This is a genomic window from Acinetobacter sp. BSP-28 (assembly GCF_044130285.1).
In the GTDB taxonomy this organism is placed as follows: domain Bacteria; phylum Pseudomonadota; class Gammaproteobacteria; order Pseudomonadales; family Moraxellaceae; genus Acinetobacter.
Map to the genome: position 1 here is coordinate 108,367 of NZ_JBIQOB010000007.1, position 26,061 is coordinate 134,427.

At 41.9% G+C, this 26,061-nt stretch carries 26 protein-coding genes; 16 read left to right on the forward strand and 10 right to left on the reverse strand.

The window, feature by feature from the left end; translation table 11 throughout:
- Window positions 1–127 precede the first annotated feature (127 nt).
- The 4 genes from cgtA (at window position 128) to ACE01R_RS07060 (ending at window position 3,767) form a co-directional block, all read left to right on the forward strand.
- Window positions 128–1,342 carry an Obg family GTPase CgtA gene (gene cgtA / locus ACE01R_RS07045; protein WP_395549943.1) on the forward strand — a complete coding sequence of 405 codons (1,215 nt, stop codon included), beginning with the start codon at window positions 128–130 and terminating at the stop codon, window positions 1,340–1,342.
- Between the two features lie 29 nt (window positions 1,343–1,371).
- Window positions 1,372–2,505: a glutamate 5-kinase gene (proB, locus tag ACE01R_RS07050; protein ID WP_395549944.1), complete on the forward strand. Its 1,134-nt coding sequence runs from the start codon at window positions 1,372–1,374 to the stop codon at window positions 2,503–2,505.
- Window positions 2,506–2,646: 141 nt separating this feature from the next.
- Complete coding sequence (locus ACE01R_RS07055) at window positions 2,647–2,916, forward strand: hypothetical protein (RefSeq protein WP_395549946.1); 270 nt, start codon at window positions 2,647–2,649, stop codon at window positions 2,914–2,916.
- A 413-nt stretch (window positions 2,917–3,329) separates the two neighbouring features.
- Entirely contained in the window at window positions 3,330–3,767 is a 438-nt protein-coding gene (locus ACE01R_RS07060; RefSeq protein ID WP_395549947.1) for an Sbal_3080 family lipoprotein, read from the forward strand.
- A 142-nt stretch (window positions 3,768–3,909) separates the two neighbouring features.
- Here ACE01R_RS07060 and ACE01R_RS07065 read toward each other — a convergent pair whose 3' ends face one another.
- Complete coding sequence (locus tag ACE01R_RS07065) at window positions 3,910–4,614, reverse strand: SIMPL domain-containing protein (protein ID WP_395549948.1); 705 nt, start codon at window positions 4,612–4,614, stop codon at window positions 3,910–3,912.
- A gap of 476 nt (window positions 4,615–5,090) precedes the next feature.
- Here ACE01R_RS07065 and ACE01R_RS07070 point away from each other — a divergent pair, with 476 nt between their 5' ends.
- The 5 genes from ACE01R_RS07070 to ACE01R_RS07090 all read left to right on the forward strand — a co-directional run bounded on the left by ACE01R_RS07070 (window position 5,091) and on the right by ACE01R_RS07090 (window position 9,577).
- Complete coding sequence (locus tag ACE01R_RS07070; protein WP_395549949.1) at window positions 5,091–6,464, forward strand: diaminobutyrate--2-oxoglutarate transaminase; 1,374 nt, start codon at window positions 5,091–5,093, stop codon at window positions 6,462–6,464.
- A gap of 3 nt (window positions 6,465–6,467) precedes the next feature.
- Window positions 6,468–8,000, forward strand: a complete 1,533-nt coding sequence (locus tag ACE01R_RS07075; protein WP_395549950.1) for a pyridoxal phosphate-dependent decarboxylase family protein — start codon at window positions 6,468–6,470, stop codon at window positions 7,998–8,000.
- Between the two features lie 355 nt (window positions 8,001–8,355).
- Window positions 8,356–8,766 (forward strand): MFS transporter, encoded by a 411-nt coding sequence (locus ACE01R_RS07080; protein WP_395550032.1) that lies wholly within the window; start codon window positions 8,356–8,358, stop codon window positions 8,764–8,766.
- Between the two features lie 13 nt (window positions 8,767–8,779).
- Complete coding sequence (locus ACE01R_RS07085; RefSeq protein WP_395549951.1) at window positions 8,780–8,962, forward strand: hypothetical protein; 183 nt, start codon at window positions 8,780–8,782, stop codon at window positions 8,960–8,962.
- A gap of 39 nt (window positions 8,963–9,001) precedes the next feature.
- A complete protein-coding gene (locus ACE01R_RS07090; protein ID WP_395549952.1) occupies window positions 9,002–9,577 on the forward strand; it encodes a hypothetical protein in 576 nt (191 codons plus the stop codon).
- Between the two features lie 78 nt (window positions 9,578–9,655).
- Here ACE01R_RS07090 and ACE01R_RS07095 read toward each other — a convergent pair whose 3' ends face one another.
- Entirely contained in the window at window positions 9,656–10,708 is a 1,053-nt protein-coding gene (locus ACE01R_RS07095) for a Rieske 2Fe-2S domain-containing protein (RefSeq protein ID WP_395549954.1), read from the reverse strand.
- 476 nt (window positions 10,709–11,184) lie between these two features.
- On the opposite strand from ACE01R_RS07095, the gene ACE01R_RS07100 reads away from it, so the two are divergent.
- From ACE01R_RS07100 to ACE01R_RS07125, 6 genes are all read left to right on the forward strand, one after another.
- The gene (locus ACE01R_RS07100) at window positions 11,185–12,210 is read left to right on the forward strand and encodes a substrate-binding domain-containing protein (RefSeq protein ID WP_395549955.1); all 1,026 of its coding nucleotides are present in this window, start codon (window positions 11,185–11,187) and stop codon (window positions 12,208–12,210) included.
- A gap of 99 nt (window positions 12,211–12,309) precedes the next feature.
- Window positions 12,310–13,689 (forward strand): phosphate ABC transporter permease subunit PstC, encoded by a 1,380-nt coding sequence (pstC, locus tag ACE01R_RS07105; RefSeq protein WP_395549956.1) that lies wholly within the window; start codon window positions 12,310–12,312, stop codon window positions 13,687–13,689.
- Entirely contained in the window at window positions 13,686–15,077 is a 1,392-nt protein-coding gene (gene pstA / locus ACE01R_RS07110; protein WP_395549958.1) for a phosphate ABC transporter permease PstA, read from the forward strand. Before pstC ends, pstA begins: the two co-directional genes overlap by 4 nt.
- Before the next feature lie 12 nt (window positions 15,078–15,089).
- Window positions 15,090–16,016, forward strand: coding sequence for a phosphate ABC transporter ATP-binding protein PstB (pstB, locus tag ACE01R_RS07115; protein WP_395549960.1), 927 nt, complete (start codon window positions 15,090–15,092; stop codon window positions 16,014–16,016).
- Window positions 16,017–16,201: 185 nt separating this feature from the next.
- Window positions 16,202–17,164 carry a protease SohB gene (gene sohB / locus ACE01R_RS07120; protein ID WP_395549962.1) on the forward strand — a complete coding sequence of 321 codons (963 nt, stop codon included), beginning with the start codon at window positions 16,202–16,204 and terminating at the stop codon, window positions 17,162–17,164.
- A gap of 110 nt (window positions 17,165–17,274) precedes the next feature.
- Window positions 17,275–17,706, forward strand: a complete 432-nt coding sequence (locus ACE01R_RS07125; protein WP_395549963.1) for a hypothetical protein — start codon at window positions 17,275–17,277, stop codon at window positions 17,704–17,706.
- A gap of 470 nt (window positions 17,707–18,176) precedes the next feature.
- On the opposite strand, the gene ACE01R_RS07130 is transcribed toward ACE01R_RS07125, so the two are convergent.
- Window positions 18,177–18,830 (reverse strand): DUF2238 domain-containing protein, encoded by a 654-nt coding sequence (locus ACE01R_RS07130; protein ID WP_395549966.1) that lies wholly within the window; start codon window positions 18,828–18,830, stop codon window positions 18,177–18,179.
- Between the two features lie 385 nt (window positions 18,831–19,215).
- Between ACE01R_RS07130 and ACE01R_RS07135 the strand changes: the two genes are divergently transcribed.
- Entirely contained in the window at window positions 19,216–19,455 is a 240-nt protein-coding gene (locus tag ACE01R_RS07135; RefSeq protein ID WP_395549967.1) for a hypothetical protein, read from the forward strand.
- Window positions 19,456–19,546: 91 nt separating this feature from the next.
- Here the strand turns inward: ACE01R_RS07135 and purB are convergent, their stop codons facing one another.
- From purB to dacC, 7 genes are all read right to left on the reverse strand, one after another.
- Window positions 19,547–20,935 carry an adenylosuccinate lyase gene (purB, locus tag ACE01R_RS07140; protein WP_395549968.1) on the reverse strand — a complete coding sequence of 463 codons (1,389 nt, stop codon included), beginning with the start codon at window positions 20,933–20,935 and terminating at the stop codon, window positions 19,547–19,549.
- Between the two features lie 58 nt (window positions 20,936–20,993).
- The gene (hflD, locus tag ACE01R_RS07145) at window positions 20,994–21,725 is read right to left on the reverse strand and encodes a high frequency lysogenization protein HflD (RefSeq protein WP_395549969.1); all 732 of its coding nucleotides are present in this window, start codon (window positions 21,723–21,725) and stop codon (window positions 20,994–20,996) included.
- Window positions 21,726–21,741: 16 nt separating this feature from the next.
- The gene (gene mnmA / locus ACE01R_RS07150; protein WP_395549970.1) at window positions 21,742–22,875 is read right to left on the reverse strand and encodes a tRNA 2-thiouridine(34) synthase MnmA; all 1,134 of its coding nucleotides are present in this window, start codon (window positions 22,873–22,875) and stop codon (window positions 21,742–21,744) included.
- Between the two features lie 4 nt (window positions 22,876–22,879).
- Entirely contained in the window at window positions 22,880–23,365 is a 486-nt protein-coding gene (locus ACE01R_RS07155; RefSeq protein ID WP_395549972.1) for an NUDIX hydrolase, read from the reverse strand.
- 118 nt (window positions 23,366–23,483) lie between these two features.
- A complete protein-coding gene (locus tag ACE01R_RS07160; protein ID WP_395549979.1) occupies window positions 23,484–24,125 on the reverse strand; it encodes a class I SAM-dependent methyltransferase in 642 nt (213 codons plus the stop codon).
- Between the two features lie 86 nt (window positions 24,126–24,211).
- The gene (locus ACE01R_RS07165; RefSeq protein WP_395549980.1) at window positions 24,212–24,742 is read right to left on the reverse strand and encodes a gamma carbonic anhydrase family protein; all 531 of its coding nucleotides are present in this window, start codon (window positions 24,740–24,742) and stop codon (window positions 24,212–24,214) included.
- Window positions 24,743–24,835: 93 nt separating this feature from the next.
- Complete coding sequence (gene dacC, locus ACE01R_RS07170) at window positions 24,836–25,984, reverse strand: D-alanyl-D-alanine carboxypeptidase PBP5/6 (protein WP_395549984.1); 1,149 nt, start codon at window positions 25,982–25,984, stop codon at window positions 24,836–24,838.
- Window positions 25,985–26,061 lie beyond the last annotated feature (77 nt).

Here is a 26,061-nt window from a genome sequence, read left to right on the forward strand (position 1 = left end):
TTTGATTGATCTTTATAAAATAAGACTGAATTCAGTCATCTTCATGCAGTGCTGAATAAATATATTCGAGAAATTCTTTAAAATATGGCAGAATATGGGGTTTTAAAGTTTTTAGAGGATTGGCAGCATGCGCTTTGTTGATGAAGCAGTCATTACCGTAGAGGCTGGCGACGGTGGCAATGGCGTAGCCAGTTTTCGCCGTGAAAAGTTCGTACCATTTGGTGGCCCAGATGGTGGTGATGGTGGTCGTGGCGGCAGCATTTATATTCAAGCCGACGATAATACCAGCACCCTAGTAGATTATCGTTATACACGTAAATTCCGTGCAGAACGTGCAAAAAATGGTCGCGGTGCAAACTGTGCAGGCCGTGGCGGTGAAGACACCGTATTATTGGTTCCAGTCGGAACAACCATTGTAGATACGGAGTCTGGCGATATTATCGGTGACTTGGTCACTAATGGTCAGCGTGTAATGGTGGCAGCAGGTGGTGAAGGCGGTTTGGGGAATACTCACTTCAAATCTTCTACCAACCGTTCACCGCGTAAATGTACCCACGGCGCCAAAGGTGAATACCGTGAAGTACGTTTAGAACTTAAAGTATTGGCGGATGTTGGCTTGTTAGGGATGCCTAACGCAGGTAAATCTACCTTTATTCGTGCAGTTTCTGCCGCAAAACCAAAAGTTGCAGATTATCCATTTACCACTATGGTGCCTAACCTGGGTGTGGTTGATGCCGATAGCCATCGTTCATTCGTGATGGCCGATATTCCTGGACTGATTGAAGGTGCATCTGAAGGTGCGGGTCTGGGTATCCGTTTCTTGAAACATTTGGCACGTACCCGTATTTTGTTACACATTGTCGATGTACAACCGATTGACGGTTCAGATCCGGCACACAATGCCAAAGCAATTTTGAATGAGTTGAAAAAATTCTCCCCAACACTTTCTAAATTGCCAGTAGTACTGGTGCTGAACAAGGTTGACCAGCTGGACGAAGACACGCGTGAAGAATGGTGTAAGCATCTTCTTGAAGAAATGCAATGGGACGGTCCGGTATTCAAAACTTCAGGCTTGATGTCTGAAGGGACTAAAGAAGTTGTGTATTACCTGATGGATGAAATCGAGAAACAACGTGAACTCGAAGCTGAAGATCCAGAATACGCAGCGCAAGTAAAAGCATTCCGTGACCAGCTTGAAGCTGAAACACGTGAACAAACCATCGCAGCGAAAGAAGCGTATCGCGAGATGCGTCGTCAACAACGTCTTGCCGGTATTCTGGGCGATGACGATGATGATGAAGACGGTGATGATGGCGAAATGGAAGTGTACTACGTACGTTAAGCTCTGAAATATGAGTAACTGAGGACAAGATGATAGAAGTGGTAGATGGGCAACGTCAGCTCAAGGCTTGTAAACGAATCGTTGTTAAAATCGGATCATCTTTACTCACAGCAAACGGAACAGGGTTAGATCTGGATGCAATTTCGCATTGGGCGAAACAGATTGCAGATCTGCACAATGCAGGACACGAGATTATTCTGGTGTCTTCCGGTGCTGTGGCTGAAGGTATGGTTCGAATGAAACTTGAGAATCGACCCACCGATCTACCCAGTCTTCAGGCCTGTGCTGCCATTGGTCAAATGGGGCTGATTCAGACCTGGTCAAGCGTATTGGAAAATCATTCCATTCAAACGGCTCAGGTCTTACTGACTCATGATGACCTGGCAGACCGTCGTCGCTATCTCAATTCATGTGATGCTTTGCAGCACCTGATTGACTGGCATGTGATTCCGGTGATCAATGAAAATGACACGGTATCGACTGATGAAATCCGCTTTGGTGATAACGATACCTTGGCCGCTATGGTGGCAGGTCAGGTGCATGCCGATTTACTGATTATCCTGACCGATCAGCAAGGCATGTATGACTCTGATCCGCGTTCTAATCCAAATGCCAAACTGTTCCATACCGTGCGTGCATTGGATGAAAGCCTGTTTGATATGGCAGGCGGTGGCGGTAAATTTGGTCGTGGCGGTATGCTGACCAAAGTGCGTGCTGCACGTCTGGCGGCGAAATCTGGCTGTCCAACGCTGATTGCCAGTGGTGAAAGTGATAATGTCCTGGCACGTTTAATGTCCGGTGAGTTGTTAGGCACCTTGTTTATCACTGATAATGACCGTATTACCGCTCATCAGCAATGGTTGGCAGCACATCTACAAACGGCTGGCCGTCTGGTTCTTGATGATGGTGCAGTCAAAGCGATTAAAGAAAATCACCGTAGTTTATTGCCTGTCGGGGTAAAAGCGGTTGAAGGTCACTTTGAGCGTGGTGATGTGGTGGAGTGTGTAGACCAAGAGGGTCATCGTATTGCTGTCGGCCGTGTCAACTTCAGTTCGCGTTCTGCGGAAATTGTCAAAGGTCTGGCATCGGATAAAGTGCATCAGGTGTTAGGTGAAGCACGTTCACTAGAGATGATCCATCGCAATCATATGGCGATTTACTAAGTTTTATAGATTCAAAAAATCCCGCTTTAGAGCGGGATTTTTTATATCTATCTAGCAAGTTAGCCAGCTTAAATATCTTTCTGATAGACTCGTTTTGACAGCTCTTCCTTACTTTCAACCCGTTCAAAATATCGGTCACAGTTGTATTATCACGAAGACGATGCAACTGCAGTTGAAGCAGTTCAATGTGCAAAAGAATTGGAACTCGGTAACGAAACAGAAGAAGACATTGATGTGACATGTCTTAATAATGAAGGTGATAACAGTGTGATTGCTGACTGGATTACACTGACGCTTGTTGATGAGGCGGCTGGTGTAATATTCATAACTGAACAGGTTGAAGAAAATTTCACTCAATCGTTCGCAGATCAGGTGTTTTCCGCAGTTTTTGGACTTAAAGGTTTGCAATAATTTGCTGAAGAACTGGGAAAGGAATTGAATACCGAGACGAATTCTGGGCAGAGTCAGTTCTGAATGGCGTCGGTGATCGAACAATAGCTGAAGCAAAAAATACCCTTAGCTATGGGGAATTTATGTTTTGATTAGTTTACCGACAAAAACGAGGTTCGTTATTTATCGGTAGACAAATTGAGCAAGCCTTAGGAAATTTCTCTGAAGTATATCTATCGTCGAAAGGTGCGAAAGAGGTAGATGTAACATCATTCATGTCGAATTAAGATCCTCCTGAGGAAACAGTGTACTCAGTTGATAAAATAATGGTGAAAGGGTTGACTTAGGCTGGTTCCTGTATGCTATTCCAATGTAGTCTAGTTTCTTTTTATTCAATAAATTAGTATCTTATTTTCTTACTATAAGAGGGTATTATGAAAAAATTATTAGCATTAAGTGCTTTGGGTTTGGCTGTATCTGGCTGCACATCAATTCAGGTTAAAAATAACGAAGGATTTCAGCCAAAGACCATTAAGCAAATATGTGTGATCAATAATCCTAAGGTTACAATTGCCGGATTTGATGACTCAATAGTTCGTAGTTTCGCAAGATACAATATCAATGCACGCATTTATCCTGAAAATTCCAAACCGGCATTATGTGAAACCACGATGAATTATACTGCATTGCGTACATGGGATGTTGTGACCTACATGAGTTATGCAAAATTCACATTAATGAAAGAAGGGCAAGTTGTTTCTGAGGCTGAGTTTAAGTTGAAAGGCAAAGGCGGTTTGGCTTTGAATAAATGGCGCAGTACAGATACAAAGATTGATGAGCTAGTAGATGAGCTTGTTGATGTCAAGAAATAGAATAAATTAGCGGCGGCCATCATCGCCTTTAGGCCATCTCACACTTGATTTAGCTGTAAAGATAGGGGGTGAAGAAGATTACGAGCAATACTATCAGCAAAAACCGTGTGTGCACACGGTTTTTATCTAAATCATCATTTAATTATTTAAACTGTACTGTACCATTGGCATTGACAGTAATTTTTGATTCACCTGCCTCAACATTTTGCGCATCTGCAGCTTCAGCACCTGCAAATTTTGCCATGTTGGCACGCATCATTACCGGTTGTGGATAATAGTTATTGGTATTCAGGTTGAGGTTAACCAATTGATAGCCAGATTTATTCCAGGCCGAAGTCAACATTTGCGCACGTTGCTGGAAGTTTTTCGATGCTTCCACCATCAACTCATTTTCCACTTTTTTACGTTGTGTATCAGAGACAGTAAAGTTGATCGACTGGGTCTGGAAGTTTTGCTGTAATTCGCTAATCAACTGGCTGACTGCCTTAAAGTCGGTACTTTTTAGACGAATTTCAGCGCGACCACGCCATTCTTTCAATTTCTGGCTGTCATTGTCATAAACAGGATAAGTGCTCTGAGCGCCTGTTTCGACTTTTACTTGCGGGTATTTTTTCGATGCTGCTATGGCTTGATTCATTGATTGGGTGATGAGTGCAGAAAGTTCGGCTGGCTGCTTCTTACTTCTTTCAATATATAAAACCGCATGCATTTCATCATTGGAAATTTGACGCGTTGCTTCGGCCTGCACATTGACCAAATTGTAATTCAGCTGTTCAGTCTGCTGGGCAAAGGCAGTTGTCGAAAGTACGCTGGCAAGCATCAGGGAGGAGAGAGTTAAATATCGCATTATTTTTACCTATTTTTTTGTAAAGAAAACTTTAGCTATTCGTATGCATGTTATCGTTACTTCATGAGGATTTTTTGCAGACTTTGTGTCAAGATTGTAAATGATTTTATTTATCTTATAAAAAGGGCTTGCAAATAAAATATTTAAAAATTATATATTTAAGGTGGTTTTTCGGAGGTGGTTACGTTAATTCAATCTTTTGCATAAAAAAAGTATAAAAATAAGGTTTTCTTTAGTCTGTCACACTGTAAGATGATAATTCAATCTAAGAATTGGCTTGATATATTTTTTTGATCGGTTTTGGGCAGATAAAGTCATAAAACTTGTTTATTTTATTGAAAAATTCTGTATCATCCGCCGTTTAGTTATGATGTATAAATCAAGTCGTCAAACTAGATTCTATAAAGCACCGAGTCAAAGGACCACAAGTCACCCGACTTATTTCTTTCAACCCATATCAGAGATGGTAATTCGATATGAGCGTTTCTTCTGTAAATCCTGCCACTAAGTCTACTAACGAATACTATTTGACTCGCCAAAGCCAGATGGAATCCAATGTTCGTAGCTATCCACGTAAATTGCCGTTAGCGATAGCAAAAGCCTTAGGTTGTTGGGTTACTGATGTTGAAGGTACAGAGTACCTCGATTGTTTAGCTGGGGCAGGAACATTGGCTTTAGGCCATAATCATCCTGCGGTAATTCAAAGTATCCAAGATACGCTAGCAAGCGGTCTTCCATTACATACTTTAGATTTAACGACACCTTTAAAAGATGCATTTACTGAAGCATTACTTGAACAGCTCCCTGGTGGGAAGGAAGAGTATTGCCTACAGTTCTGTGGTCCGTCTGGTGCAGACGGTACAGAAGCAGCAATTAAATTAGCAAAAACCTATACCGGTCGTAGCTCAGTGATCAGCTTCTCAGGTGGCTATCACGGTATGACTCACGGTTCTTTGGCCATGACAGGTAACCTGTCTGCGAAGAATGCAGTAAATGGCTTAATGCCAGGCGTACAGTTTATGCCATATCCGCATGAATACCGTTGCCCATTAGGCATTGGTGGTGAAGCGGGTGTTGATGCCTTGACTTATTACTTCGAAAACTTCATTGAAGATGTCGAAAGTGGTGTAACCAAGCCAGCAGCTGTGATTCTTGAAGCGATTCAAGGTGAAGGCGGTGTGGTGACTGCACCTGTAAAATGGTTGAAAAAAATCCGTGAAGTGACTGAAAAACACAATATCGTGTTGATTCTTGACGAAGTTCAAGCAGGCTTTGGACGTTCAGGCAAAATGTTTGCCTTTGAACATGCGGGTATTGAACCTGACGTGGTGGTGATGTCTAAAGCGGTGGGTGGTAGCTTGCCGCTTGCTGTACTCGGTATCAAGCGTAAGTTTGATGCTTGGCAGCCTGCTGGTCATACCGGTACTTTCCGTGGTAACCAGTTGGCGATGGGTACAGGTCTTGCGACTATCAAAACCATTAAAGAACAAAATCTTGCACAAAATGCGCAAGAGCGTGGCGATTTCTTACAAGCTGAATTGAAAAAATTGGCAGTGGAATTCCCATGTATCGGTAACGTGCGTGGCCGTGGTTTGATGATCGGTATTGAAATCGTTGACGAACGTCAAAAAGCAGATCACATGGGCTCATTACCTGGTGATTCTCAATTGGCTGCAGCAATCCAAGCGGCGTGTTTTGACAATAAATTGTTGTTAGAAAAAGGTGGTCGTAACGGTACAGTGATTCGTTTACTTTGCCCACTTATCATCAATCACGACGAATGTGTGGAAGCGATTAATCGCTTTAAGAAAGCGGTAGCTGAAGCACTTGTTGCAGTTCGAGGTGCATAAGGCATGGTAGATTTTGCAGAACACCGTAAAGCGTTATTCTGCAATGATGCACAATCCATTGCTGACTATCAGTCAGCAATGGACGAAGCGGTAAAAGCCGTTTCTGCATGGTTGCAAAACGACAAAATGTACACCGGTGGCAGCATTAAAGAGCTGCGCAGCGCGATTGCATTTCATCCTTCAAAAGAAGGCATGGGTCTACACAAATCGCTTGAGCGTATGGTTGAGCTTTTCTTAAACAAAAGCTTGAAAGTACATCATCCGCACTCGTTAGCACATTTGCACTGCCCAACCATGGTGGCGAGCCAAATTGCAGAAGTGTTGATTAACGCCACTAACCAGTCTATGGACTCATGGGATCAAAGCCCAGCCGGTTCATTGATGGAAGTGCAGTTGATTGACTGGCTACGTCAAAAAGTCGGTTATGGTTCTGGTCAGGCAGGTGTGTTCACTTCTGGTGGTACCCAGTCCAACTTGATGGGTGTGCTGCTTGCTCGTGATGCCTGCATCTCGAAAAACTGGAAAGACGAAAACGGCAATCCGTGGTCAGTTCAGCGCGATGGTATTCCTGCGGATGCGATGCGTAATGTCAAAGTCATCTGTTCTGAAAATGCACATTTCTCTGTGCAAAAGAACATGGCGATGATGGGCATGGGCTTCCAGTCAGTGGTGACTGTTCCTGTAAACGCAAATGCGCAGATGGATGTGGATGCTTTGGAAAAAACCATGGCGCATCTTCAGGCAGAAGGCAAAATCGTGGCATGTGTGGTTGCGACCGCAGGTACTACCGATGCCGGTGCGATTGATCCATTGAAACAAATCCGTGAAATCACCAACAAATATGGCGCGTGGATGCACATTGACGCAGCTTGGGGTGGTGCACTAATTCTGTCTAATGACTATCGTTCTATGCTCGATGGCATTGAGTTGTCTGATTCAGTGACACTGGATTTCCATAAGCATTATTTCCAAACCATTTCGTGTGGCGCGTTCTTGTTGAAAGACGAAGCGAACTACCGTTTCATGCATTATGAAGCTGAGTACTTAAACTCTGCTTATGATGAAGAACATGGTGTGCCGAACCTGGTGTCTAAGTCATTACAAACAACACGTCGTTTTGATGCGTTGAAATTGTGGATGACTGTTGAAGCATTGGGCGAAGAGCTTTATGGTTCAATGATCGACAATGGTGTGAAGTTGACACGTGAAGTGGCTGATTACATCAAAGCGACTGATGGTTTAGAGCTTTTGGTTGAACCTCAATTTGCTTCTGTGTTGTTCCGTGTGGTTCCAGCAGGTTATCCGGCAGAATTGCTCGATACATTAAACCAAAACGTGGCAGATGAACTGTTTGCCCGTGGTGAAGCGAATATTGGTGTCACTAAAGTGGGTCAAGTTCAATCCTTGAAGATGACGACTTTGAGTCCTGTTGCGACTTTAGACAACGTGAAGAACCTGCTTGGCCTTGTGCTTGCAGAGGCTGATCGTATTAAAGGTCCAATCGCTGATGGTACATATACACCAGCAATTGATTAATTGATTGTCTGTGTGAAAAAAGGAGGCCAATGGGTCTCCTTTTTTTATCTTAAACAGTATAGAAAACTATGCTTAATGCATAAAAACATACCTTTTGGGTCTTTGATCTTCTCGTTTTCAGTTTCTAAAGTAAGAATGATAAGAAAAAGGAGGTGTGCCATGGAGCAGGTTCAATAAGGAAAGTCATTAATCAAAGAAGTGATAGATCGGAAAAATATCACCTTATCAATGGATGGTCATTTTACTCTGTTTCACTATTGCGTTATTTGATGGGTTTGATACCTAGGCGATCGCGTTTACAGCAGCTGCTTTATTAGAGCATTTCAATTTACAACCCGGGGCATTAGCACCAATTCTGACTGCTGGAATTGTTGGAATGACAGTGGGAGCAATGCTTTTAGGCTTGTTGGGTGACAAATTGGGGCGCAGAAAAACATTACTGTTTTGCACGGCCATTTTTTCTAGTGCCACACTTCTCACAGTTTTCATAAGCAATATCGAGCAAATATTTATACTGAGAGTGATTGCTGGTTTAGGGATGGGAGGTGCAACCCCTGTATTATTGGCACTTGCTGCAGAATATTCACCACAACGCTTTAAAGGCACAGTCACCATAGGTGTTTTATTGGCTTTACCTGCGGGAGCAATGTTTGGTGGGCTACTGGCAGCAAAATTGCTACCTATGGTTGGGTGGCAGGGAATATATATTATCGGTGGAGTATTCCCCCCTTGTTTTACTGGTTGTACTGTATTTTGTTCTACCTGAATCTTTAGAATATATGGCACAAAAAAATAGTGCCTCGAATATTGCTGCTATACAAAAAATTCTGGATAAAATTTCATCTAAAACTGTTTCATTCACACAGGAAAATCTGATTGCAGCGAATACGCCCAATCAAAACAAAGCAAAATTAAGTATCTTGTTTCAAAATGGATTAGCGCGTACCACAGCAGGCGTATGAGGAACATATTTCTTTAACTGGATTGCCTGGTTCATGCTTTTGTCATGGTTACCTACCATTTTAAAACAGGCAGGTTTGGCACCAGAGCAAGCACCTTATGCTTCTGTGACAGTAAATGCTGCCTTTATTGTTTTTGCTATACCTTTAGCTTATTGGTTGCCTAAATTAAATACGGCAAAGATATTAACTTTTATGCTGTTCACAGGACTGGCTGTGGTTATAGGGTTAGGATTACTCATCGAAACTCAGCAATCGAGTTATATTTTTGCACTGATTGCACTGATTGCACTGATTGCACTGATTGCACTGATTGCACTGATTGCACTGATTGCATTGGCTGGATTTGGTATTGGAGGTCAGCAACTGGCACTCAATTATTTGGTGGTCGCTGCATATCCAACCCAAGTTCGAGCAACGGCAACAGGGTGGGCCATTGGCATGGGGCGGATGGGTGCAATTATTGGTGGCGGAATTATTTTAACCCGCTATGGTGTAACCGGTTATTTTTATGCGCTGGGCGTTCCGTTAATCATCGCATTATGCTGTGTTTTCTTAATCAAATATCAAACGCCCATTCAAAAGGATCAGACTGATTTTGCAGAAATTTCCCACTAGAAATGACATAAAATTAAATTATTAAATTTAAGTAAATGAGGTCATGGTTGACCTCATTTATCATAACAAGCGATTAATTTAAGCTGCAAACAATGGACTAAAACCTTTTTTACGCAATAACTTGCGGTACATGCTGGAACTGCGATCTGCCGGGAAGTGGGCTTCCAGGCTTAAATCAAGCGGTAAATATTCAGGTTTTTGTGATTCGGATACTACACGGTCTTCTTCAAAAATCTTTAAGTTAAACTCATAGGCATCTTCAACCGGTAAGTCTTTGTCATAGTTTCGGCAAATCGGGGCAAACAGTCGGGTCTGACGTGCTGTCATCGGTGAAGCGGCATTCATAATCACTTGCTTGCTGTTATTCGGAAAATGAATGGTTAAGGTGGCTGTAAAGGGGAGATGGATCTCAAAATGTCGCAGCCATTGAAAGCCTTGCTGCCCACGTTGCTCCATGCCAATCGGGTAGCGTCCGACACTGCTCCAATAGTCGGCATGAAATCCTGTTGCTGTTTCAATGGTTTTATAGTCAGGTACTTCAGTATTGTCAGGATCACCAAACGTATCGGGATGAACCCAGGCAAAATGGGCGACATCAATAAAGCCTTCCAGTTGCCGTCCGGCGAAACACTTGAAATCTACCGTTGGGCAGACCAATTGCTGAAAATCAGCATCATTCCAGTTAGGCATGTGCGGAATATTTGGTTCAGCCTCCAAATTTGCAGTGAGACTGCACCAAATGAGTCCATAGCGTTCTACGGCGGCATAAGTGCGTAAATGAAAGCGATCGGAAATTTTATGCTCAGGATGTGCAGGAATACGGTTACAGTGACCTTTTTCACCAAAGCGCAAGCCATGATAACGACAGACCACACCTTGACCATCATTTTTGCCCAAGCTTAAAGGTACTCCGCGATGAGGGCAGGCATCTTTTGCCACAACCAATTCATCGCCCATTTTATAAATGACCAAAGGTATATCCAGTAGCATGGTACTAAAGGGCTGATCAGAGATATCACGGGCCAAAGCAATCGGATACCAGTATTCTGCAAGCAAATGCCAGTCATGTTCTTCAAAGGTCATGTGAATGGGTAAATCCGGATTAAATTTTGGAATTGTTCTACTGTTCATGGTCATATCACTGTCATTATTTATTTTTGAATATATGACAAAGCCATGTTCTATGAAATTTCAAAGATTTGGACGAGTGATTGCAAAAATTAGAACAGTGAAAAATTGGGATAGTAGATTGAAAGCCTAATACAGATAGAAAAGGAATTCAGAAAAAGAACAATTTTACTGCCTGCTCATAGAATGAACATGCTGACGAGAAGAAATAGAAAGCATGAGAAAATGACAGATATAAGAATTATTACAAATTTGCAGTTAAAAATAATGCTTGAATAATATTTCTAATGGATTTTTAGTTATTGAATTTAAAAGATATTTTCAAAAATTATACAAAAGAAATGAATTATCATAAAAGCGTCACATTGCTGTAACTTGATTGTCATATTCTAAAATCAAAATGCAATCATCGAAATAAGTACAAAACTTTATAAAAAAGTAGCGTACTTCAAAATTGCATCTATTGAAGAGAGAAAAGAATGCGCTTAAATCACATCGCACTTGCTTTAGCACTTTCAGGGGCAGCTGTAGCAACCACAGCAAATGCAGCTCGTGACACCATTCAGATCGCTGGTTCTTCGACTGTTTTGCCATACGCAAGTATTGTAGCAGAAGAATTTGGTAATACTTTCCCGCAATTTAAAGCACCGGTTGTGGGTTCTGGTGGTACATCTGGCGGTTTAAAACAATTCTGTCAAGGTGTAGGTGATAATACCATCGACATCGCCAATGCGTCTCGTAAAATTAAAGATACTGAATTAGCCGCATGTAAAAAAGCTGGCGTGAATCAAGTAATTGAAATTAAAGTAGGTTATGACGGTATTGTATTCGCGTCTAACTCAAAGAAAGCAGCTTATAAACTACGTCCACAACATGTATTTGCTGCACTGGCTGCAGAATTACCTTCAAATGGTAAATTGGTTGCAAACCCGTATACACGTTGGAACCAGATTGACAAATCACTTCCAAATGAACCGATTACTTTGGTAATCCCAGCTTCTAACCACGGTACACGTGAAGTGTTCCAGGAAAAAATGGTTGAAGCAGGTTGTGAATCTTACGCATATTTCAAAAATTTAGATAAAGATGCACAAAAGAAAGCATGTTCGACTTTCCGTAAAGACGGCAAAGTAATTGAAATTTCTGGCGACTATACAGAAACATTGGCACGTTTAAAAACATCTCCAAATGCGGTAGGTGTGTTTGGTCTAGGTTTCTATGATCAAAACCGTGACAAATTGCGTGTAGCCACTGTAAACAATGTGACTCCATCAGAAAAAACCATTCTAAACGGTTCTTACCCTGTATCACGTCCATTGTACTTCTACGTGAAAGGTGAACACCTTAAATCAATCAAGGGTTTACAACAGTATTCTGAATACTTCCTGAACAAGAAAGTTTCAGGTAAAGGTTCTAAGCTAGAAAGAGCTGGTCTGATTTCTATGTCAGATAAAGAACGTGCCAAAGTTCTGGCAAATTTGAAAGCCGGTAAAGCGGTAAAGTAATTAGGTTGAATGAGCTGACGGTAGAATAATTTCTACCTTCGGCTTTTTTGTATAGACAAGTTTTTCAAAGCATGAAAATTGAAAAATGCTGGAGAATACATGAATCTGCTACTTATGGGCGTGTTGTTGGCATTAATTGCCATCGCCTATCAAATCGGGTTATCAAAAAGCCGTAACCTAGCAGGTAAGGGAAATAACACTGCAAAATTGCACTCTCGTCCTGGCTATTATGGAGCGCTGGTGGCTTTATGGTGCGGTATCCCTGCTTTTTTAATTTTACTGGTTTGGAATATTGTCGAACCGAATATTCTGCGACATGTGGTACTCAATAATGTTCCTGCAAATGTTGCAGCGACATTGGATCGTGCGGGCATGGAAGTGCTCATTGATCGTATTCAAGCGATTGCCTCAGGTTTTGGTGTGAGTGATCAAGCGGCAGCTTATGAAATTGCAGCAGCACAACAACTGGCAAAAATTGAAACCATCAGTTCCTTTGCTAAATTGGCAGTGGTAATTTGTGCAGCTTTGCTGGGCTTGATTTGGGCAAAAAAACATGTTGTCCAGCAATATCGTGCCCGTAACCAGGTTGAAAAAATCATTAATTGGGGCTTGGCCCTATGTTCCGGTGTGGCGATTTTAACCACTATCGGTATTGTGCTTTCGATGTTTAGCGAAGCCATGCGCTTCTTTAATTTTGTGAGTCCATTCGATTTCTTTTTTGGCACAGAATGGAACCCCGGGTTTAGTACTTCTGGAAATGCTGAAGGAAGTTATGGTCTGCTACCGCTGCTCTGGGGCACACTCATGGTCAGTGGCATTGCCTTGTTGGTTGCAGTGCCAGTAGGTCTGATGATTGCAATTTACCTGGCTGAATATGCATCATCTGGCTTTCGTGCCTGGGCAAAACCTGCGATTGAAGTTTTAGCGGGTATTCCGACCATTGTGTATGGCGTATTTGCCCTGATGATTATTGGTCCATTCATTAAAACTCTTGGAGCAAGCATTGGGCTGGAAATTAATGCGACCAGTGCCTTAACTGCAGGTTTCGTGATGGGGATTATGATTATCCCGTTTGTATCTTCACTTTCGGATGACATTATTACCCAGGTGCCTCGTGCGTTACGTGATGGTTCATTAGGCTTAGGTGCAACCAAATCGGAAACCATTCGTCAGGTTGTACTACCGGCTGCATTGCCAGGCATTATCGGAGCATTTTTACTTGCAGCATCACGTGCCATTGGTGAAACCATGATCGTGGTTCTGGCGGCAGGGAACAGTCCTTTAATGCATGCCAATCCGCTGGAAGCGATTTCAACCGTGACCATTACCATTGTCAATCAACTTACCGGTGATACAGATTTTGCCAGCCCACAGGCATTGGTGGCATTCGCATTAGGTCTGACGCTGTTTGTGATTACCTTAGGTCTGAACATTGTTGCACTGTATATCGTGCGTAAATATCGCGAGCAATACGAATGAGTACTTCAAATATATCTCCTATGGATCAGACACGTGATCCGCGCGATGCTGGTGAATTGCGCGATAAACGTAAACAGAAAATTGCCAGTTCTTTAGCAAAGCGCCATCGTAAAGAAAAAATATTTCGTGTATTTGGCTTCTCTGCTGTCATTACAGGCTTGTTCTTTGTTGTGCTTTTATTCGGCAGTATTCTGGCAAAAGGTTTACCAGCATTCTGGCAAAGCAGTATCTCTGTGCCGGTCTACTTTGACCCTGCCATTATTCAGGTAGGTGCGAAACCTACGCAGAAGGATGGCGAGTCTCCAGCCCAGTTTGAAGAGCGTACTATTGCCTGGCAAACCGAAATGGGCATGGTGGATTGGGATGCTTTGATCGTTAATGGCATGATTGCAAAAGATCCTTCAATCGCATCAAAACGTGATGATCTATCCAGTTTGTACACCAGTTCTGAAGCATATCGCTTGCGTGATATGGTGCTGGCTGATCCAAGCCTGATTGGCAAAAAAGAAGAAATTAAAGTTTTGGCAGATGCTAATGTAGACGTATGGCTGGCGGGAAATATTGACCGTTCATTACCAGATGATCAACAACAGTTAAGTCCGGAAGTTCGTCAACTTGCTGATGAGTTAAAAGCCAAAGGTGTGCTTGAAAATACCTTCAATACCAATATCTTTACCAACCCAGACTCACGCAGTTCACCAGCAACTTCGGGGCTTGCCGGTGCATTCATGGGCTCATTGTTCATGATGCTGATCGTGATTTTTATCTCGATTCCAATCGGTGTGGCATCAGCCATTTATCTTGAAGAATTTGCCCCTAAAAACTTCATTACCGATATTGTTGAAGTCAACATTAATAACCTGGCAGCTGTACCATCGATTGTCTTTGGTTTGCTCGGTGCTGCCATTTTCATTGGCTGGATGCATTTACCGATTTCTGCACCGTTAGTGGGTGGTCTGGTTCTGAGTCTGATGACTTTGCCAACCGTGATTATCACTACCCGTGCATCGCTTAAAGCTGTCCCTCCATCAATTCGTCAGGCGGCATTGGGCTTGGGTGCTTCCCGTGTACAAACGGTATTTCACCATGTGTTGCCGCTTGCGATCCCAGGTATCTTAACCGGTGCGATTATTGGTGTTGCGCAGGCACTAGGTGAAACAGCACCATTACTGCTGATTGGCATGAGTGCTTTTGTGGCGAGTGTTCCGGCTACACCACTAGATCAATCCACTGCTTTACCGGTACAAATTTTCTTATGGCAGGGCAATGAATTACGTAACTTCTTTGAAGGACGTACCGCTGCGGCAATTATTGTCTTACTGGCGCTGATGGTCGGCTTAAATAGTTTGGCAATCTGGTTGCGTAAGAAGTTTGAAGTACGCTGGTAAGAAGGGCAATATATGAATACTGTAACAGCTATGTCAAAAACAAATTCCTTAGAGCAGGATCAAACCGTGAATCCAGAACAGAAACAATTTACCGCTCCTGAAGTTGATAAAAAACATCCAGGTACTTCATTTGTTTCTCAATTCGATACTCATGCTTCAACGAAAAAAGAAAATGAAACATCGAATGTTAAAATAAGTACTTCAGATGTCCATGTGTATTATGGTGAAGCAGAAGCGATTAAAGGTATTGATATCAATATCTATGAAAATGAAGTGATTGCTTTCATTGGGCCATCGGGCTGTGGTAAGTCAACCTTCTTGCGTACCTTAAACCGTATGAACGACACCATTGATTCATGTCGTGTTACTGGTAAAGTGATGCTGGATAATCAGGATATCTATGACCCGAATCTGGACGTGGTTTTGCTGCGTGCACAAGTTGGCATGGTGTTCCAGAAACCGAACCCGTTCCCGAAATCAATTTTTGACAACGTCGCTTATGGTCCTAAACTGCATGGTTTGGCGCGCGATAAATACGACCTGGAAGAAATTGTCGAAAATAGCTTGCATAAAGCAGGTCTTTGGGATGAAGTGAAAGATCGTTTAAACCAGCCGGGTACAGGCCTTTCTGGTGGTCAGCAGCAGCGTTTATGTATCGCACGTACGATTGCAGTAAGTCCGGAAGTCATTTTGATGGATGAGCCATGTTCAGCGCTGGACCCGATTGCAACGGCAAAAATTGAAGAACTGATTTCTGAGCTTTCTACGCAATATACCATTGCCATTGTAACGCACTCGATGCAACAGGCAGCGCGTGTATCTGATCGTACTGCTTACTTCCATTTGGGTGATTTGATTGAAGTCAATTCAACTGAAAAAGTCTTTACTCAACCAGATCATCAGTTGACTGAAGCCTACATTACAGGTCGTTTCGGTTAATAGGTATTTTCTGAAAAAGAGCCGTAAGGCTCTTTTTTTTATTTCAGTATTGTTGTATTGAAGTTAGAAAGACTTGGTTTTCTTTTTTAGTTAATGATCATTATTTGCAAAATATAAATTGAATTTTTGTGTAATTGCCCACATCTTATGAAAGATAAATATGAATTAAATGAGTTTGTATCTGTATGTTATTTCACAACCCTAAGTTGCCTGCTGAAATCCGCATCAGCCATTTAAACGCACGTGTAAATGAACAACGTAAAAAAATTGCCCAGGCGACTGCGTCTAAATTGGAACTCTTGCATCTTGCCCAGCAGCTTTCAAAAGAAGCACGCTTACGTAAAAAAAATAATCAAAAAATTTATGTCCTCGATTTTAAGGGTGATACTGCAGCCTCTGCGGTAGAAAACCTGCGTGAAGAAATTACCCTGATTTTAGCCACTGCAAAAGCAGGGCGTGACCGTGTGGTGGTGCGTCTGGAAAGCCCGGGCGGCATGGTGCATGGCTATGGTCTAGCTGCTGCTCAACTGGTGCGTTTACGTGATGCCGGTTTTAACCTGACGATCTGCGTGGATAAAGTCGCAGCCAGTGGCGGTTATATGATGGCTTGCATTGCCAATGAAATTGTATCTGCACCATTTGCCGTGGTCGGTTCCATTGGTGTGGTTGCACAAGTACCGAACTTTAACCGTCTATTGAAAGAAAAGCATATTGATTTTGAGCTTTATACCGCGGGTCAGTTTAAACGTACCGTGACCATGTTTGGGGAAAATACCGCTGAAGGCAAAGCCAAATTTGAAGAAGAGTTACAGCAAACGCATGAGTTGTTTAAGCACTTTGTTGAAAAATACCGTCCACAATTAAATGTTGAAAAAGTGGCAACAGGTGAGCACTGGTATGGCAAAGATGCGCTTGAATTAAACTTGGTAGATAAGCTGCAAACTTCAGATGAATATTTACTCGGTTTGTTGGCACAGCACGAAGTCTTTGTGATTGAAACCCGCCGTAAACCGACTTTGGGTGAAAAGCTGGGTTTACAAGCAGCACAAATGGCAGATGGTCTAGTACCGGCAGTGATGAATAAAGTCATGGAAACTTTGACCAAAGCAAATGTGAACTTGGTACAACTGCGTGATCCTAAACTTTAATTGTTTAAACTTATGCGAATGAAAGCACACTTCGGTGTGCTTTTTTTTATAGAAATATTAAATGCTTATGCTAATATCATGCTATAACTAATTGATTATTCATATATAAAATGGCGACGTTTCTTATTGTTTTTGGATTAATGTGCGTTGTTGGATTGCCGGCCTATGCCATTTTTTACATCACGCCTAAGGTCAAGCCAGATGACTGGAAAGCGGGCGCGCCATTTTTATTGATGCTTCCAGGTTTTTTCATTTTTGCTTATGGACTGTATTTAAATAGTGATAAGCCGATCACAGTATCAACTGCTTGTGGCACAGTGCAGTATTATAAAAAATATTCTACAGGTAAGCAGTATAGTCAGGACAAAAGTTTCGAGAGGATTACGTTACAACTGGATGATTCCAAATATTTTCGCCATTTCCGTTTTGTAGAAAACCTGGAGCGAAAAAATGAAAACGATCATGTTTGTTTTAACTTTCATGATCGTAAAAAAAATCCACAGTTATCTGAATCAAAAATTTTAAAATGGTTTGACCATTAAATGGCTTCTGCATCGGTTAATACCGCGGGAATAGGGATTATTTTTGATCATTAAAACAGTAACTATGTAATGACTACACCTCTATATTGGCCATCTTGAGTGTATTGATTACACTCTTCATTGTGGTTTTATATCTTGAGCAATCTCAAAAAAAATCAGCTTAAAATCATTGTCGCTGATACTTTTACCGCCTGCATTTTTCTTTACTGTAGCAGATTATCTGACTAAAGAGCAAAAAGAGGTGATATCGCAGGGCTGTGGAGTAGTGAAAAAGTACCAAACCTATCTGAGGCCGGGGAATAAGAATTATAAAAAGTCATTTGAACGCATCATGTTAAAATTAGCTCAAGACAAGTATGAGTGCCATTTTCGATTAGCGGACAATCTTGCTAGGCAAAATCAAGGCAATTATGTGTGCTGTGAGTTTTATGATCGTAAAATGAATCCATATATGACTGATTCCAAAGTTATTACATGGTTAGATTAGAGTTTTGATTTGGTTTAGATTTTTTGATTAAACAAATTGCACCCGTAATCATTGCACCCAAGGTAGCAAGCAGCATATCCATGTGTGCATCCCAGATATCCCCTTGCTGACCATTATAATTTTCAGCTTCTTCAGGCGATAAACCCAAGGCAATCCACCATTCAATCCATTCATAAATTAAACTGGTGGCCATGATAAACTGAACCACCAATAAAAATAGCGTGAAGGGTTTAGCGCCAGGCAGCCACACCTGAAACAATCGCAGTATTGCTGGGTAGAGCAGTAACCCACAGGCAACATGCACCAGGCGATCATACATATTACGTGACCAGCCCATCGATTGGTTAAGGTCAAAATTGAACAGCTGAATCAGCCATTCATTATAGGGAACATACGAATACAGATAATGTGCGCCGATAATATGAATCAGTAAAAAAAACAGATAAAGTGCAAAACTGTAAAAACTAAAGCCGATTTTCTTCTGGGTAAACAATAATAGAGCAAGCATAAATACTGTACCTGCTTGATGCAGTAAATATGCTTCAAATTCTAAAGGATGAATACTTGCGATGATTATCGCAACCGAGATCACTGCGAGTGCAAGCCAGTGTTTGATGTTCAATTGATGTTCAATCATTATTTCTTGTATTTACAAAGCTTTATTGGGAGTGTTGAAATTTTATGAATGGCTTATATCGTTACAGACATAGATGAATTGTCAACGGATTCTATTCTAATAAAAAAGCGAAGCCTAAGCTTCACTATTTAAGTGTAATGGTAAATTAGATTTTCGCAATGGAATCTTTAGTCTGTTCGCTCAGGTTGATGTATTGCTGTGTGGGTATTGCGGCTGCCTTTTTAGCAAAATAAGTAAGGCTGATAGCTGAAATAGCTCCATCTATTGTTATTTCCGTAATCAATTGTGGTGTTATGAGTCATGATTTTGCCCTGTGTAAAGGCTTTTCATAAGCGAATCCGTTAAACTGCATTTATATTTGTTATGATTTTCCTAGGTAGTGCACATGGCTGTTGTAGAAGCATTCGAAGCAAAACAAAATTGCTATTTCAATTATGACTTTGAAGAGCTTTATTTAGAGGATGATTTCCCAGAAGAACTCTCAGTCTCTCTCCGTGGCATGTTGTACCGTCATGAAATTCAATATCCAGATGCAACCTATTATATTTATTTCAGTGATGTTTTAAGCGGTGATGAATTGGAAAAAATGAAAGCGGATTGGATGCGTTATTGCCCATTGCCATAATTAAAATATTAATTTTGTTCACCCAATAAAAAAGCGAAGCCTAAGCTTCGCTTTTTTAGATCAATCTAAAAATCAGACCAATAATCAGAAATTAAATTTTAGAAATAAGGTCTTTGATTTGTTTAGCTTGTGTTGAAGCATTACCTGTATAAGAAGCTGGTGTCATTTCAGCTAAACGTGCACGGTCAGCAGCAGGAACGGCTTCTAACTCTTTACCATTCACGAAATCAACCATCATGTCGCGAGTCATCGCTTGACCACGAGTCAGGGCTTTTAATTTTTCGTATGGTTTTTCAACTGCATAACGACGCATTACAGTTTGAATTGGTTCAGCAAGAACTTCTTGAGCGTGGTCAAGATCTTCAAGAATACGCTGTGCATTCAATTCAAGTTTGCCAATACCTTTAGAGCAAGCTTCGAATGCGATCAAGCTTTGCGCGAAACCAACACCCATGTTACGAAGTACAGTAGAGTCTGTTAAGTCACGTTGCCAGCGAGATACAGGAAGTTTTTCGCCCAAGTGAGCCAATACTGCATTTGCAATACCCAAGTTACCTTCAGAGTTTTCGAAGTCGATCGGGTTTACTTTATGCGGCATGGTTGAAGAACCAACTTCACCTTCTTTCAAACGTTGTTTGAAGAAACCAAGCGAGATATAACCCCATACGTCACGGTTGAAGTCGATCAAGATGGTGTTGAAACGACGTAATGCATCAAACAATTCCGCCATGTAGTCATGTGGTTCGATTTGAGTCGTGTACGGGTTAAACTGTAAACCTAAAGATTCAACAAATGCTTGTGAGTGAGCAGGCCAGTTGATTTCTGGGTAAGCAGAGTAGTGCGCGTTGTAGTTACCTACAGCACCGTTGATTTTACCAAGCAATTCAACTTGTTTGAATTGCTTGATTTGACGAGCTAAACGATAAGCCACGTTTGCCATTTCTTTACCCAAAGTTGTAGGGCTTGCAGTTTGACCGTGTGTACGAGACAACATTGGTTGTTCAGCGTGTTGTTCAGCCAAAGCTACGATTGAATCGATAATTTGTTGCATTGCAGCAACTAAAACTTCACGACCATTTTTAAGCATTAAAGCATGAGACAAGTTGTTGATGTCTTCAGAAGTACATGCAAAGTGAATGAATTCACCGGCATTTTTCAGTTCATCAATATGCGCGATTTGTTCTTTAAGGAAGTATTCAACCGCTTTTACGTCGTGGTTGGTTGTACGTTCAATTTCTTTAATGCGGTTAGCATTGTCTTCAGAGAAGTTTGCAACAATCGCATCAAGTGCAGCATTGGTTTCTGCGCTGAAAGCAGGAACTTCAGTGATTTCAGGACGGTTTGCAAGCGCTTGTAACCAGCGTACTTCAACAGTCACACGAGCATGGATTAAACCAAACTCAGAGAGGAAAGGGCGCAAAGCATCACATTTGCTAGCATAGCGTCCATCTAATGGAGAAAGTGCGGTTAAAGCGTTCATAGCGATTCCTTAAACTTTGGAATTAAAACGTAAAACGGAAAGCCCGGATCGCATCAGGTTAAACCACCTGATACTGTAAACGGGCAAGATCTTGAATATCTTGGAGCAGCTTACGCTTGCTGAAAATCATTCCCCAGGAACTGCCGCCAAGCTGACGCCACAAGTGCGCCAGTTGCAGACCGGTAAACAGGGAAGCGCGAATACGATTGGTATGTCCGCTGTCTTTAAAAGCTTCGGCGTTGCCCTTGACCATAATGCGGGGATTAATTTGTCCTGCAGTTTCAATATAAGTTTGGGCCAGGTTGGCAATAATGCTTGGATGCAGATAATTATTATCGAAGAAAGACAGCTGCTTTAGAATTTTCTGTTGAGATTGTTCAATAATTTCAACAAATTTGGGATTGCTATAGACTTTTTTCTCTAACTGTAACAATGCCATGGCATAGCTCATCGGCAGCTTGGTATTGGAGAGTTTCGGCAAACGGGATTTGGGAGAGGTATTAAAAGGTTGGGTAATGCTACTTTCTAATGTTTTTAAGCCAAGGGAAATATCGGCCAGTTGATTAAAGAAGTGTAGAGTTTGACAGGATTCATTGGCAGTAGGACGGATATTCAGGCTGGCTTTAATGAGTTGTTCTAAATAGAAGCTACCATTTTCACCAATACTGTGTTGTCCAGACATGGCCGTCATATGGGTCAGCTGTGTCGATTGAAACACAGCTGCCAACGCCAAAGCACGGTTCTGACGTACATTCAAAGTCCGAGGCTGTTGAAAGGGTAACTCAGCCATGCCTATCGCTTCCTTTTTAAATAAAATCAGGTTTCGGGGCATTGGTATGATGAATCACACCGCCACCTAAACAAACTTCATCTGCGTAGAACACTACACTTTGTCCTGGAGTCACCGCACGTTGCGGTTCGTCAAATTCAACACGTACACCATTTGGCATATCGGCATCTTTATAGATGACACAAGCTTGATCGGGCTGACGGTAACGGGTTTTAGCCGTACAACGGAAACCAGATTCAGGAATATCCTGCTCACCAGCGACCCAGTCAATCGCTTCACTCCAAAGTATAGTACTTTGCATCAATGGATGCTCATGACCCTGACCAATAACAAGGCGATTGTTTTCAATATCTTTATAAAGAACAAACCATGCACCTTCAGATTCGCCTTTAAGACCACCTAAGCCTATTCCACCGCGTTGACCGAGGGTATAGTACATTAAGCCGTGATGTTCACCAACCTCTTTACCAGTATCCAGTAAAATTTTTCCGGGCTGGGCAGGCAGATATTGTTTTAAAAAGTCATTAAAGCGGCGTTCGCCAATAAAACAGATTCCGGTGGAGTCTTTTTTCTTGGCAGTAGCTAAGCCTAATTCTTCAGCAATTTTACGCACTTGTGGCTTTTCAATTTCACCAACAGGGAACAAGGTTTTATTGATTTCACGGCCATGAACGGCATGCAGGAAATAAGTCTGGTCTTTGTTTTGGTCAAATCCGCGTAATAAAGGTGCGTATTCTTCACCACGTGAGTTGGTCATGGTTTCACCGCGACGGCAGTAATGACCGGTCGCAATAAAGTCTGCACCCAAATTCACAGCATGGTCTAAGAATGCACGGAATTTGATTTCTTTATTACATAAAATATCCGGGTTTGGGGTACGACCTGCGGCATATTCTGCGAGGAAATGCTCAAACACGCGATCCCAGTATTCCGTGGCAAAGTTGGCAGTATGCAGTTTTATGCCAATCTTATCGCACACGGCTTGCGCATCGGCAAGGTCTTCCATGGCCGTGCAATATTCCGTGCCGTCATCTTCTTCCCAGTTTTTCATGAAAAGCCCTTCAACCTGATAGCCCTGTTGAAGAAGGAGTGCTGCAGAAACAGAAGAATCTACACCACCAGACATACCGACGATGACACGTTGTTGCATAGGATTAAGCATCCAAAGTTGAAATAAGGGGAGAGTTTTGGTGCTCATAAACGAGCGATAAAGGATATTTTTGACCTGATAAGGCATCTTCAACGGCTTTAATCACCAAGGGGCTACGTGCACGTGCAGATTCTTTCAGTTCATCCAGTGTCATCCAGACGGCACCCACGATTCCAGTATCCAGTTTTGCCTCTGCATGGTGATGCAGATCTGTGGCTAAAAAGCAAAAACGGAAATAGGTACGGTCAGGGAACATTGGGGGAGTATAGGTATATATGCCAAGCAGATCTGTAATTTCTACATCATGCCCGGTTTCTTCCATGGTTTCACGAATGGCCGCTTGTATGAGCGTTTCGCCACATTCGACATGACCTGCCGGCTGGTTAAATACGGTATGCGTTACACCTTGAGTATGTTCTTCAACAAAAAGGAATTTTCCATTTTTTTCAATAACAGTAGCGACGGTAACGTGGGCAGTCCAAGCGGTCATAGAAAAGCACCATGGGGCAAAAGGGGTATTCTACAAAATTTAGCGCTCGGTGGCTATGTTGCACTGCTTTTTCTTTCTAATTAGCCTTCTTGATGATCACTTGCACGGTGAAAATACATCAGGAATTGGGTTGATAAGCCCAGACACTATGTAGAAACTTCTGTTCTGAGCCCCACGGGGTCAGGTGAATATCATGTTCAAAATGCATTAAATGAAAATCGGCACCGAGTTTTTCCTGTAACTCTTGAATGCTATAACGCTGAATAGTTAAACCGCTGCATTGGGTTGGACCATCTTCAGCAAAGTTGGACATGATCAGATGACCCCCTTTTTTTAAAGAGGTCTTTAGGTTGGAAATATATTGCTGTTGTTGTTCAGGCGTAATCATAAAATGAAATACGGCACGGTCATGCCATAAATCAAAATAATTGGCGGGAAGAGTGACGGTGCAGATATCCTCTACCAGCCAAGTGATGTGCTCTGCATTCAGGTTTTTCTCCCGTAGTCTGGCCTGGGTTTTTTCTAAAGCCGTCCGGGAGAGATCTAATACATGGAAATGTTTAAATCCAAGCTCTAAAAGTTGATCGATAAATACCGATGCACCACTTCCTACATCAATAATTTGCGCAGTTAAATCAAGTCCATGTTTATCTTTTAATCTTTGGATCAGCTCTAAAGACTTTTGATCCTGTGCCTGATACCAGCTGACTTGATCAGTGGATTTGGTCTGATAGACATTTTCCCAATGCTTTTGGCTCATGGTATGGCATCCTAAATTTAGAGAAAATTGAACCTGTAAAATTCATGCCTTGAACTGAGCGGAGTAGTGAGATTAAAGTTTGACTGTTATTGGTAATTCCCTGCCACTTTCACATAATGCCGTGCTGAATAAGGTAAAAATTCTTTTTCTTTATCGGTTAAAGGGCGAACTTTCTGTACCGGACTCCCTACATATAAATAACCGCTTTCCAGACGCTTGCGTGGTGGCACCAAAGAGCCCGCGCCAATCATCACATCATCTTCAATAATGACGTCATCTAAAACGATGGTGTTGATGCCTACCAATACCCGATTGCCAATGGTACAGCCATGTAAAGTCACATGATGACCAATGGTCACATCCTCACCAATAATCAGGGGGGAACCTTCAGGTTTGTCAGCTTTTTTATGACTCACATGCAACATGGCATGATCTTGCACATTGGAGTTTTTGCCAATATGAATATGATTCACATCACCACGAATGACCGCAAAAGGCCAGACTGAAACATTTTCAGCAAGCACCACATCGCCAATGACTACTGACATGTCATCAACATAACAAGAGTCATCAATTTGCGGTGTCGTATCTAAATAAGGACGAATGTTTTTAGCCATGTGAAGGTTTCAATCTGTAGTTTTCAAGCATTATAAAATAAAAAAGCACCCAGACCGAAGTGCGGATGCTTTAACTTAAGTCTAAAATTGAGTTTAGAACAAGTTTGCGAAGAACTGTTTGATGTGATCAATCATTTTTGCAAAGAAACCAGCTTCTTCAACAGCTTGAAGGGCAACCAATGGTTTTTCTGCAATTACTTTACCATTCAAAGTCGCCACATATTTACCAATCACCTGACCTTTTTTCAAAGGTGCAGTCAATTTAGGTTGAACCACCAATTGCGTTTTAATGGCATTGGCTTCACCTTTAGGCATCGTCACATTGAAGTTTTCTGCCAGGCCAATTTGAACATCATTGCTTTTACCATACCAAACTTTTGATTTAGCCAAAACTTGATTGGCAGGTTGAACCTTAACGGTTTCAAAGTTTGCATAACCCCAAGCCAAAATTTCACGTGTTTGTGATGCGCGTTCGTTCATGCTTGGTGCACCAAAAATCACTGAAATTAAACGCAATGGACCACGTTTAGCAGAAGTCGTTAAACAGTAACCAGCTTCTTCAGTATGACCGGTTTTTAAACCGTCTACACTTGGGTCAGTATAAAGCAAGGCATTCCGGTTACCTTGTTTAATGCCGTTAAAGGTAAATTCTTTTTCAGAGTAGATAGGGTAATACTTTGAACTGTCATGAATGATATGTTGCGCAAGTGTCGCCATATCTTTAGCAGTTGAATAGTGACCTTCAGCAGGCATACCCGTTGCATTGATGAAGCTGGTATTGGTCATGCCAATACGTTTTGCTTCCTGGTTCATCATGTGGGCAAAGGTACCTTCATTGCCGGCAATATGCTCTGCCATGGCTTTAGAGGCATCATTACCAGACTGAATGATAATCCCGCGCAGCATTTCTAGCGCTGTTGCAGTGCCGTTAAGCGGTACATACATACATGATTCCGTGCTGCTACCACGACACCACGCCGATTCGTTCATACGAACTTTTTCGTTTTCAGTGAGTTCACCGCTCAATAACTTTTGTTCAATGATGTAACTGGTCATCATCTTGGTCATTGAAGCAGGTGCTAATTTTTCATTTTCATTTTTTGATGCCAGGATTTGCCCTGTCTCATAATCCATTAACACATAAGATTTATTATTGAGTTCTGGCGGTGCAGATAAGACAGTTGCTGCGTATGTGAAGCTCGGCAATAGTAATAATGCAGCAAGGGCGCTTTTGTGGGTCATTCTGGGTGGTTCCAATATCTTAATAATAAGCACAAAGAGCTTTGCATTTTAGGACAAAGCAAAGCCGACTTCTATGG